Consider the following 10,283-nt stretch of genomic DNA (forward strand, 5'->3'; position numbering starts at 1 on the left):
GTTTGGTCGCGGATCGCCTCGGCCAGATGCGCCTCGCAATCCAGTGCCTGGGCCAGCTCGGCCGCGCTGAGCAGCAGGTCCCGGTGCCGGGCCACGCTGCAGTGGTAGCGGGCGGCCAGCAGCCAGGTGGAGCGCCCCACCGGCAGGAGCACCGCCAGACGTAGCTGGGGGTCGGCGTCCAGCCGTTCGGTCAGCTGCTGCAGTTGGTCAAAGATCCCGGAACTGGTTTCCGGGCTTCCGTCGGACAGGTCGTGGATCTCTCCGGGTGCACCATCCAGCCAGGACCTGGCGAACAGCCTGCGCCCGGTGCCCGGCGCCGCGGTGATGAACAGCAGCCGGGGGCCTGAGCCGTGGATCCGCTGGAAACGGTGGAACGCCGGATGGACTTCGGTGCGCACGGCCGCGCTTGTCGTACCACTGCTGTGCCGTTCTTCGCCCATACGCCCGCCTCCTGCCCACACCGTTGTAGCCCGGGTCCGGAAAACCGGCGCCGGGTAGTTATCCGGGATCCGAATTTATTTATCATCCTACTGCGCTTTCTTGCGGATCGGACGTGGCGTTCGGCACGCTGACTGGGGGTTTCGCCCAGCCGCGGGAACCGGGGTTCGTGCGGACGCGACGCGGCGCCGGTTCCGGCCAGGGGTTGGCCGAAACCGGCGCCGTCGTGGGCCGGGGTTTAGGTGTCGCGCCGGGCGATGTTGTAGAAGCGCACGGACTGGTACTCCTCCAGCCCCTCGGCCCCGCCCTCGCGGCCCAGGCCCGAATGCTTCACCCCGCCGAAGGGGGCCGCGGCGTTGGAGGGCACCCCCTGGTTGATGCCCACGATCCCGGTCTGCAGCCGGTCCGCGACATTCAGCGCCCGGTCCAGATCCTGGCTGAACACATACCCGGCCAGTCCGTACTCGGTGTCATTGGCCAGGGCGAGGGCCTGCTGCTCGGTCTCAAAACGCTGGATCGCGGCAATCGGGCCGAAGATCTCCTGACGCGCCACCGCGCTGTCCCGGTCCACGGCGTCCAGCACGGTGGGCGCGAAGAAGGAGCCGGGCCCCGCATAGCCGTGGCCACCGGTGCGCAGCTGCGCCCCGCGCTGCACCGCGTCGCGGGTGAACTCATGCATCTGCCGCACCGCGCGCTCATCGATCATGGCCCCCAGCTGCACTGCGGCGCCCAGTCCCGCACCGACGGTGACCTCGTCAAAGCGGCGGCTGAGTTCGGCGGTGAACTCCTCGGCGATCCCGGACTGCACGTAGATGCGGTTGGCCCCAATGCAGGACTGCCCGCCGTTGCGCAGCTTCGCGGCCAACGTCCCCTCGATCGCCCGCTCCAGGTCCGCGTCGTCAAAGACCAGCAGCGGCGCGTTGCCGCCCAGTTCCATGGAGCTGCGCAGCACGTTGCGTGCCGCGAGCTCCAGCAGGGTGCGTCCCACCGGGGTGGAGCCGGTGAAGGAGACCTTGCGCACCCGCGGATCGGCGAGCACCGCTTGGCTGAAGGCGGCGGAGTCGGCGGTGGTGATCACCTCGATCAGCCCCTCGGGCACCCCGGCCCGCCGCGCCAGCTGCACCGCATAATAGGTGGTCAGCGGCGTCGCGGTAGCGGGTTTGACGACCACCGGGCAGCCTGCGGCCAGCGCCGGGGCGATCTTGCGGGTGGCCATCGCCAGCGGGAAGTTCCACGGGGTGATCAGCACCGCCAGGCCCACCGGCGCCCTGCGGGTGAGCAGGTCCGCCCCACCATCGGGGGTCGGGCGGTAGCCGCCGGCCGGGCGGACCGCCTCCTCGGCATACCAGCGCACGAAGTCGGCCCCGTACTTCACCTCCCCGCGGGCCTCGGTGAGGGTCTTGCCCATCTCCCGGCTGATCAGGTGCGCGATCTGTTCGGTGTTCTCCACCAGCAGCGCATGCCAGGCATGCAGCACCTCGGCGCGCTGGCGGGCGCTGCGCGCCGCCCATTCGACCCCGGCGGCATCGGCCCGGGTCACCGCCTCCAGCGCCTCATCCACGCTGCGGTCGGGCACCGCGGCGATCGGCTCGGCGGTGGCCGGATCGTGCACCGTGATGCCCGCGGCGCCCAGTTCCAGGGATTCGATGACCGCATCGGCCAGGGCCACCCGCCCGGCGTCGGCCGGGACCAGGGCCTGGGTACTGCATTCGGTGGCGGTGGCGGCCAGTTCCGTGGTTTCGCTCATTTGACGCTCCGTCCGGTGACGGCCTGACCGATGGCGTTGATCAGTGAGTGCAGTTCGGCATCGGTGATGATGAACGGCGGGCTGATCTGGATCGTGTTTCCGCGCAGCGGGCGGCCGATGAAGCCCAGCTCCACCAGGTCATCACAAACCTGTTCGGCGCTGAGCGAGGCGTCCAGGGTGACCCCGCCGAGCAGTCCGGCGCTGCGCACTTCGGTGACCGCTTCCACGCGGGCGGCCAGGTCCTCCAGCGCCTGGCGCAGCACCGACTCCAGCTCGGCCACGCGCGGCACCAGCTGTTCGCGCTCCAGGATCTCCAGGTGCTTCAGCGCGACCGCGCAGGCGGTGGCGTGCCCGGCGTAGGTGGCGCCGTGGCGGAAGATCGGGGTGTCAGGGGCGTCAACGTAGAACGGCTCCCACAGCCGGGGGGCCACCATGACCCCGCCCAGCGGGGCGTAGCCGCTGGTCACGCCCTTGGCGAAGGTGATCATGTCCGGCTCCAGGCCGTAGTATTCGGCGGCGAACATGGTGCCCATGCGTCCGAAGCCGGTGATGACCTCATCGAGGATCAGCAGGATGTCGTTCTCCCGGCAGAGCCGGGCAATGGTTTCCAGGTAACCGGGGGCCGGGGGATTGACCCCGCCGGTGCCCTGTACCGCCTCGGTCACCAGGGCGGCGATGTTCTCCGCCCCGATGCGCTGGATGACTTCCTCAACCTGGGCCGGGTCATTGAAGGAGATCCGCGCGGTTTCCGGGACCAGCGATTCACTGCCGTAGCCCTCCCGGTTGAACTCCAGTCCGGCGATCGAGGTGCCATAGGCGTGCAGGCCGTGATAGGCGAACTCGCGGGAGAGGATCACCTTCTTGGAGGTGCGTCCCTCGCGCTGCCAGTGGCGGCGGGCCAGCTTGCAGGCCACATCGATGGCGTCGGAACCGCCGGAGTTCAGGATGACCTTGGCTCGTTCGATCGGGCTGATCGCGGCCAGCTTTTCACCCAGCTGCAGCGCCTTGTCATTCGAGTAGCGCGCGAAGATGTGGTAGGTCTCCAGCTGCAGCATCTGCTCGTAGGCGGCCTGAGCCAGTTCCGGGTGGCCGTGACCGACGTTCGCATGCCACAGCCCGGCGGTGCCGTCAAAGAGCTTCCGGCCGTCGGTGGTGTAGAGCCAGCAGCCCTCGCCGCGTTCAACGACCAGCTGTCGGCCCAGCACGCTGGGCGTATGCGCTTGCGCCGGCCACAGGGCCGGGCCGTCGATGAGGGAGGGGGTGGCAGGCGCCGAATGAGCCAGGTCGTTGATGGTCATGCCGGATCGCTCCTTTCGAGAAGAACTGGGATGCGCGCCCGAGTCCGCAGTGCAGCGCGGGGGCGTGCTTCCAATCTAGGAACAGCGATGCGTAAAGAAAAGCGAATAAATACGACAGATTCCTGTTAGCCCTGCTTACACATCATGTGTTGGGCGGGAATGCGGCGGGGTGGCGGCCGACTGCCGCACTGATGGCGGTGCACAATAATCGAAGAACGCCGGCAGGGCGGAAACGCGAAGGTGACACGGATGCACAGCAGGGCAGTGAATCACCGCGGTGGGCACAAGGGTGTCCCAGCGGCCTCGGTGAACGGGCCGGAACAGTGAAGACCGGGCGTCTGGAGGCGTTTAGCGACGGGGTCCTGGCGATCATCATCACCGTCATGCTGCTGGCGCTGCCCGTGCCCAAGGGCACGGGGTTCACCGAACAGTGGAATGCCGTGGGCACCGCTCTGCTCACCTGTGCCCTGAGCTTCACGTATGTGGGCATCTACTGGAACAACCACCATCACGTGTTCCAGCTGACCAACCGGGTGACCGGCGGGGTGTTGTGGGCCAACCTGCACCTGCTGTTTTGGCTCTCCCTGCTGCCGCTGGCCACCGCATGGATGGACTACACCGGCTTTGCGCGGGCACCGGTGATGTCCTACGGTGCCGTCCTGCTGCTCGCGGCCCTGGCCTTCGCGCTGCTGCAGCGCACCATCGCCCGCACCGAAGGCCCGGACTCCCGCATGTAGCGCGCATTGGGCAGGGACAAGAAGGGCAAGGCCTCACTGGTGATCTACCTGGCCGGGATCGCCAGTGCGGCCTTCATCAAGCCCGAGGCCCCCCGGTCTTCATCTACCTCGCGCTGGCCTGCTTCGTGGCGGTCGCGGTGGTGTGGGTCATCCCCGACCGGCGCATTGAAAGCCCCCTGGAGCAGCGCGGCGGCGATGAGTAACGGCTGAGGGGGCTGGCGCCGCTTTGGGTCGGACAGGCGACCTCATTCCTGGTGCTGGCAGAAGACTCTGGCCTGGCCGACCTCCATGAACTCTTCGGGCCGCATCCGCTCCAGGCACCAGCGCAGGTGCCAGTGCGGTTCCCGTCCGGCATTCGCAAACCCCCCGGCGAGCAGGAAGTCCGCGGCGCTTCCCGCAGCGAGGAAGGTACGGGATTGTTCGGGGGTCTCGATCAGGAATTGGGTGTCGCTCACGGTCGGCTCCTGGGATGGTGCTCTCAGATGGTCTCACGGTGATTCTCGTGGAGCATCGTTATTCCGTTAGGATCTGCACCCTAGCTTGGGCGTATTCATCCCGGGAAATAATTCCGCGGGAATACAGGTCCTCCAGTTCCGCCAACCGCTGCTCCAGGGGCTTAGCCGGGGCTAGAACCTGGGAGCTGGCCACCCGGGTAGCGACATCGGTTTGCAGGGTAAAAAAATCGTAGCCGGCGGCCTTGCTGGCCCGGTAGTTGCGAACCCAGATCCAGACGATAAAGCCCACCATCGCCAAGAACGCCAGCAAGAAGAGTCCCAGGTAGACCGGCATCGCGCCGGATACCGAGTCCAAGAAACCGGAGTCATGGAAGAAGGGGTTTTGCGTTTCGTCGAATGGAACGGAGCCAGGTTCTATTGCCTCGACGATGTCATCGGGAAGCTCATCCAGGTTCAAAGCATCCATCGCTCTCACTAGGGACCCGCGAGGGCGTGTCCCGGCGGGTCAGAAGACCAGTCAAACATGCAGGCCCAGAGTGCCGATACAGATTCTCGTAAACGTTATGGTTCTGCAATCACCCGACATTGCTGGACACACGCTGGCCGGCAGCCGGACCCCTGCGTTGGAACTAGCAGGGGAAGAGGCAGCATCGGCAAGCAACAGTTCTGGAGGCTCCCTTGTTTCAGAAGCGCAAACCCGGGTACGACACCCTCATGTATTTCTGGTTCGCGATAGCGTTGGTGGTGGTCGCTAGCGGCGTGAGCCTCCTGGGGTTTGGCTTTCAAGGCAACGAGGAAGGGCCCAATCTCCAAGGCCTGGCCATTTTGGGTCTGGTCTCCGCCGGCTGCTACGTCGTGGCGGGGATTTTCGGCCTGGTCGTGGTCCATAAGTGCATCGCCATGCTGGTCTACCTGGTGCATCACAAGCCCTAGTCAAGAAGCATGGCGCAGGTGTCTGCGCGGAGCAGGCAGAACCTAGGAAGCGCTGGGGTGCGTGGTGTTCCGCCCGTCCGGTTGGCGGAACACCCGGGCCACCGCCTCGCGCACCGCGCCGAGGGCCGGATTGGATTCCGCGCCCTTGCGGGTGACGAACAGGATGGTGCGCCGCTGGTCGGCCGGCAGCCAACTGCTGGGCGTCAGGGCGCTGGAGGCCTCCTGCATCACCATGTCCGGCAGGAAGGCCGCGGCCAGTCCGTGTTCCACCAGGCGCAGGTGGAAGAGCACATCGGAGGACAGGTGGGCGATCCGCGGTTCGAAGCCGCGTTCGCGGCACACCCGAAGCGCCCATTGCGAGGCGGCGGATCCGGCCGGTTCCATGACCCAGGGCACCTGGCGCACGGCCTGCGCATCATCCAACTGCACCCCCACTGGAAGGTAGCCGCGCACCGGGTCCTGGGCCAAGATCGTGGTGTGCAGGCTGGTGGAGCCGTCGGGGGCCGCGCCTGGGAACGAATCGGTGAGCACCGCGTCAACCTGGCGGGAGGCCAGCTTCAGCATGGCTTCCTCCGGTTCGTAGCGGTGGATGTTCACCTGCAGTGCCGGGTGCTCGCGGGCCAGGTCGGCCAGTGCGGTGGGCAGCACGGTCCGGCTGATGCTGGCGAAGGCCGCGACCGTGATGCTGCCCCGGGCCCGTTCGTGGGACGTGGCCAGGTCCGCTTCGGCCTTTTCCAGCGCGGCGAGGATCGCCTCGGTGTTGTGCACCAGTTCCAGGCCGGCGGCGGTCAGGCGCACGTTGCGCCCCACCCGTTCCAGCAGCTGCACCCCGGTTTCACGCTCCAGCAGCGCCAGCTGCTGGGAGATGGCCGAATGGCTGTAGGACATGCTGCGCGCTGCTGCGCTCATGCTGCCGTGCAGCCGGACCTCGCGCAGCAGGCGCAGGCGATGGATGTCAAGCATCGTTCTCCTTTCAGGAAGCGACTTCGCGCAGGATCTGCAAAAAGCTCTTGGTGGCCGGGCGCAGGTGGCTGCCGCGCCGGCCCACCGCGTAGATGTCCCGGAACATGGCCTCGCGCTGCCTGCCCTCCTCCGGTTCCCAGCGCACCACCGACCCGGTGGCGGTGTCCAGCCCGTGAAACACCATGCGCGGCAGGAAGGCGGCCGCCACCCCGGCGGCGACCAGTTCGTAGTGCAGGCGCGGATCCGGGGAATCGAAGAGCACCTTCGGTTCAAAGCCCAGGTCACGGCAGAAGCGGTGGGACCAGGCGTAGGCGTCGGTGCCGCGAGGCTCAAAGGCCCAGGGCAGTTCGGCCAGTTCGGTCACGGAGGCGACCGGGTGGGGCAGGTGGATCTCCATCCGGTCCCGGGTGATGGCGGTGCGTACAAACCCGGCGTCGGCGCGCCGGGGAATGTGGGTGAACTCGTCCACCATGGCCACGTCGGCCCGCCGGCTGGCGATCGCGTCCAACGCCTCGTGCGGTTCGAGCTGGGTGAATTCAATGACCACGTCCGGGTGCACCTGGTTCATCCGCCGCAGCGTTTCGGGCAGGAAGGTCCGGGCGAACGTGCTGAAGGCGGCAAAGCGGATGACGCCCTGGACACGGCTGCGCCGGGCCTCAAGTTCGGCGGTCGCCCCCTCCAGTACGGTGACCGCCTCATCGACCCGGGAGACCAGCTGGCGTCCGGCCGGGGTGAGGCGGGTGTTGCGCCCCACCTGCTCCAGCAGCGGCAGCCCGGCCTCCGCCTCCAGTTTGGCCAGCTGTTGGGAGACGGCCGAGGCGCTGATGCCCAGCACCCGGGCGGTGGCCGCGATGCTGCCGCGCAATTGCAGTTCGCGCAGCAGCGTCAGCCGCTTGAAATCAAGCATCTGGACCTCCTGACATCGGTCGTCGGCGGATGTTCCGACCCGTAAGTTCTGCTTAACGGAACAAACAAGATGCACCCACTTTATCTGATGGAAGCTCGGAACTATGGTGTAGATCACAAAGTTCGTGAATTCGTGGAAGTGACAGGACAAAGACAACGACAATGGTGTTCACCCCGGAAGGTCATCGTGACCTGGAATGCAGCGAGTACGCAGCTCGCCAACAGCGCGTCCGCCGGCGCATGGCCCGGCAGGGACTGGACGTCCTGCTGGTCACCGATCCCGCCAACCTGTACTACCTGACCGGCTACAACGCCTGGTCCTTCTACACCGCGCAGATCCTGGTGCTGCCCTGCGAAGGCGAGCCGCTGATGTACATGCGCCACATGGACGCCCACGGGGCGCACCGCACCGCGATCGGCGTCCGCGCCGAGCGGGTCATCGGCTACCCGGAGCAGATTGTGCACCGCCCGGCGATCCACCCCGGCGACTGGGTGGCCAAGCACCTGCGGGATGCCGGCTACGACCGGGCACTGCGCGTGGGCTACGAGGGCGATTCGCATTTCTTCTCCATCCGGATGTTCATGGCCCTGTCCGCGACCCTGCCCGAATGGCAGCTGCAGGAGTCCCGGGAGCTGGTCAACTGGGTCCGCCTGGTCAAGTCCCCCTTCGAAGTCGAACTGATGCGCGCCGCCGGCCGGGTCTGCTCCCAGGCGATGCGCACCGCACTGCAGGCCCTGGCCCCGCACCGCCCGCAGAACGAAGTTGCCGCCGAGGTCATGGCGGCCCAGGCCCGCGGGGTGCCCGGCACCCCCGGGGACTACCCCTCGATCGTGCCGATGCTGCCCACCGGCAAGGGGGCGGACACCCCGCATTTGACCTGGACCGAAGCGCCGCTGCCGGTGGATTCGCCGATCTCCATTGAACTGGCCGGGGTGCACCGGCGCTACCACGCGCCGATGGCGCGCACCGCGGTGCTCGGCCGGCCCGCCGCGGCGCTGCAGCGGGTCGCCTCCGCCACCATTGCCGGCATCGAGGCCGCCTTTGACCAGGTGAAGCCCGGGGCTACCCCCGAGGAGGTCACCGCCGCCTTCACCAGGGTGATCCGGGCGGCCGGGTATGAGAAGGAATCCCGGCTGGGCTACTCCATCGGCATCGGCTACCCGCCGGACTGGGGTGAACGCACCGTCAGCTTCCGGGTGGGGGACACCACCGAGCTGCAGGAGAACATGACCTTCCACCTGATCGCCGGCATGTGGCTGGACGGGTCGGGCTTCGAAGTTTCCGAGCCGGTGCGGGTGAGCGCCACCGGCATTGAATTCCTCGCGGACGTACCGCGCGAACTGACAACCATCAACGTTAGGAACACCACCCATGGCCACCGAATCGCTGCTGACCGCCGTACCTACGCGACTGGCCTCGCGGGCCAGCCAACTCAAGGGATCGGTCATTGACTCCTCCACCTCCCTCCTGGCCAGCCAGACCCACGACATCGTGCGGTTCGCCATGGGGGCGCCGAATGCCGAGCTGATCCCGGAGGCCGAGCTGGCCGGGCTGTACACCCGGCCGGCCGAGGGACGCTACGACTATGCGGCCACCGAGGGCAACCCGCAGCTGATCGAGCAGATCGTGGCCTACCACCAGCGCCTGGGGCAGCCGGTGGACCCGGCCCGGGTGCTGGTGACCACCGGGGGCATGCAGGGCCTGGACATCGCGTTCAAGCTGCTGGTGGATCCGGGGGACCTGGTGATCGTCGAATCGCCGACCTACACCAACGGGATCTCCACCGTGCTCAGCTACCAGGGCCAGGTCCTGGAGGCCCCGGTGGATGACCAGGGCCTGGTGGTGGAGCGGCTGCCCGAGCTGGTGGCCGCCACCGGCAAGACGCCCAAGGCGATCTACGTGATCCCGAACTTCCAGAACCCCTCCGGGCGCACCCTGAGCGAGGCCCGCCGGCTGCGCCTGCTGGAGCTGGCCGCACAGTGGGATGCGTTCATCATCGACGATGACCCGTACGGGGCGCTGCGCTTCGAGGGCCAGCAGGTCCCCGGCTTCGCCCAGCTGAGCCCGGACAACCCCCGGCTGATCTCGGTGCGCACCTTCTCCAAGGTGCTGGCCCCGGGGCTGCGGGTGGGGTGGATGGAGCTGGATCCGGCGCTGCGCGCCCTGGCGATCAGCGCCAAGCAGTCCATGGACACCTGCACCAACGCGCCCATGCAGCAGCTGGTGGCGGACTACCTGGCCGACGGCCGGCTGGATGCGCACCTGGACACCCTGCGCAGCGTGTACCGGGAGCGCAAGCAGGCGATGCGCGCCGCCCTGGCCGAAACCTTCGGAGAGCAGGTCATCGCCACCGACCCGCAGGGCGGGTTCTTCCTGTGGCTGACCCTGCGCGGACGCTATGCGGGCATCGACACGGAGACTTTGTTCGAGGTCGCGCTGCGCCACGGGGTGGCGTATATTCCCGGTCCGGCATTCTCCGATGCGGGGGCGTTCAGCGACGCGCTGCGGCTGTGCTTTGCCACCTCCACCCCCGAACGCATCGGTCAGGGCGTGGCCCGGCTGCACGCGGCCCTGGAGGAGATGGCCGGCGGGCAGCAGCCGTGAGCCTACAGGTCTTTGACGTGCAGCGCCACGAACGGGCGGCCCTGCAGCGGATCGAGCGGCAGCGGATCGTCGAATTGGCCGGTGAGCTGATCGCCGCCGGGGGAGAGAACCCCGGCGGCACCGAGCAGGGCACCGTGGCGGTGCTGGCATCGGCCCTGGAACGGCTGGGCGCCAGCGTGAGCCTTGACGCGGTGGCCCCGC

General features: G+C 67.7%; 11 protein-coding genes and 1 pseudogene. 5 read left to right on the forward strand and 7 right to left on the reverse strand.

Going from position 1 to position 10,283, the window contains the following annotated elements:
- The 3 genes from RCJ92_RS13230 to RCJ92_RS13240 all read right to left on the reverse strand — a co-directional run.
- Positions 1-440 (reverse strand): hypothetical protein (locus tag RCJ92_RS13230; RefSeq protein ID WP_446754795.1); only part of this gene is annotated, 440 nt, incomplete at its 3' end.
- 236 nt (positions 441-676) lie between these two features.
- Positions 677-2,185, reverse strand: a complete 1,509-nt coding sequence (locus RCJ92_RS13235; RefSeq protein WP_446754796.1) for an NAD-dependent succinate-semialdehyde dehydrogenase — start codon at positions 2,183-2,185, stop codon at positions 677-679.
- Complete coding sequence (locus RCJ92_RS13240) at positions 2,182-3,483, reverse strand: aminotransferase family protein (protein WP_396277579.1); 1,302 nt, start codon at positions 3,481-3,483, stop codon at positions 2,182-2,184. Before RCJ92_RS13240 ends, RCJ92_RS13235 begins: the two co-directional genes overlap by 4 nt.
- Positions 3,484-3,806: 323 nt before the next feature.
- On the opposite strand from RCJ92_RS13240, the gene RCJ92_RS13245 reads away from it, so the two are divergent.
- Positions 3,807-4,220 carry a TMEM175 family protein gene (locus RCJ92_RS13245; protein WP_396277578.1) on the forward strand — a complete coding sequence of 138 codons (414 nt, stop codon included), beginning with the start codon at positions 3,807-3,809 and terminating at the stop codon, positions 4,218-4,220.
- A gap of 245 nt (positions 4,221-4,465) precedes the next feature.
- Here RCJ92_RS13245 and RCJ92_RS13250 read toward each other — a convergent pair whose 3' ends face one another.
- Both RCJ92_RS13250 and RCJ92_RS13255 read right to left on the reverse strand, forming a co-directional pair.
- Positions 4,466-4,675, reverse strand: a complete 210-nt coding sequence (locus tag RCJ92_RS13250; RefSeq protein ID WP_396277577.1) for a hypothetical protein — start codon at positions 4,673-4,675, stop codon at positions 4,466-4,468.
- A 58-nt stretch (positions 4,676-4,733) separates the two neighbouring features.
- Entirely contained in the window at positions 4,734-5,141 is a 408-nt protein-coding gene (locus tag RCJ92_RS13255; RefSeq protein WP_396277576.1) for an SHOCT domain-containing protein, read from the reverse strand.
- A 212-nt stretch (positions 5,142-5,353) separates the two neighbouring features.
- Here RCJ92_RS13255 and RCJ92_RS13260 point away from each other — a divergent pair, with 212 nt between their 5' ends.
- Positions 5,354-5,608: a hypothetical protein gene (locus RCJ92_RS13260; RefSeq protein ID WP_396277575.1), complete on the forward strand. Its 255-nt coding sequence runs from the start codon at positions 5,354-5,356 to the stop codon at positions 5,606-5,608.
- Between the two features lie 42 nt (positions 5,609-5,650).
- On the opposite strand, the gene RCJ92_RS13265 is transcribed toward RCJ92_RS13260, so the two are convergent.
- Entirely contained in the window at positions 5,651-6,571 is a 921-nt protein-coding gene (locus RCJ92_RS13265) for a LysR family transcriptional regulator (protein ID WP_138927035.1), read from the reverse strand.
- A gap of 10 nt (positions 6,572-6,581) precedes the next feature.
- Positions 6,582-7,478 (reverse strand): LysR family transcriptional regulator, encoded by an 897-nt coding sequence (locus RCJ92_RS13270; RefSeq protein ID WP_396277574.1) that lies wholly within the window; start codon positions 7,476-7,478, stop codon positions 6,582-6,584.
- 161 nt (positions 7,479-7,639) lie between these two features.
- Here RCJ92_RS13270 and RCJ92_RS13275 point away from each other — a divergent pair, with 161 nt between their 5' ends.
- The 3 genes and pseudogenes from RCJ92_RS13275 to RCJ92_RS13285 all read left to right on the forward strand — a co-directional run.
- Positions 7,640-8,929, forward strand: coding sequence for a M24 family metallopeptidase (locus RCJ92_RS13275; protein ID WP_396277573.1), 1,290 nt, complete (start codon positions 7,640-7,642; stop codon positions 8,927-8,929).
- The gene (locus RCJ92_RS13280; RefSeq protein ID WP_396277572.1) at positions 8,850-10,082 is read left to right on the forward strand and encodes an aminotransferase-like domain-containing protein; all 1,233 of its coding nucleotides are present in this window, start codon (positions 8,850-8,852) and stop codon (positions 10,080-10,082) included. Before RCJ92_RS13275 ends, RCJ92_RS13280 begins: the two co-directional genes overlap by 80 nt.
- Positions 10,079-10,283, forward strand: a pseudogene (locus RCJ92_RS13285) (hypothetical protein); the annotation flags it as partial. The gene RCJ92_RS13280 and the pseudogene RCJ92_RS13285, both read left to right, overlap by 4 nt.

The organism is Glutamicibacter sp. BSL13 (assembly GCF_052928425.1).

What these genes read in the sequence shown, in the direction of transcription:
- RCJ92_RS13235 (WP_446754796.1), bottom strand. Translation starts at nt 2,185, where the DNA reads ATGAGCGAAACCACGGAACTGGCCGCCACCGCCACCGAATGCAGTACC.
- RCJ92_RS13240 (WP_396277579.1), bottom strand. Translation starts at nt 3,483, where the DNA reads ATGACCATCAACGACCTGGCTCATTCGGCGCCTGCCACCCCCTCCCTC.
- RCJ92_RS13255 (WP_396277576.1), bottom strand. Translation starts at nt 5,141, where the DNA reads ATGGATGCTTTGAACCTGGATGAGCTTCCCGATGACATCGTCGAGGCA.
- RCJ92_RS13265 (WP_138927035.1), bottom strand. Translation starts at nt 6,571, where the DNA reads ATGCTTGACATCCATCGCCTGCGCCTGCTGCGCGAGGTCCGGCTGCAC.
- RCJ92_RS13270 (WP_396277574.1), bottom strand. Translation starts at nt 7,478, where the DNA reads ATGCTTGATTTCAAGCGGCTGACGCTGCTGCGCGAACTGCAATTGCGC.
- RCJ92_RS13275 (WP_396277573.1), top strand. Translation starts at nt 7,640, where the DNA reads ATGGTGTTCACCCCGGAAGGTCATCGTGACCTGGAATGCAGCGAGTAC.
- RCJ92_RS13280 (WP_396277572.1), top strand. Translation starts at nt 8,850, where the DNA reads ATGGCCACCGAATCGCTGCTGACCGCCGTACCTACGCGACTGGCCTCG.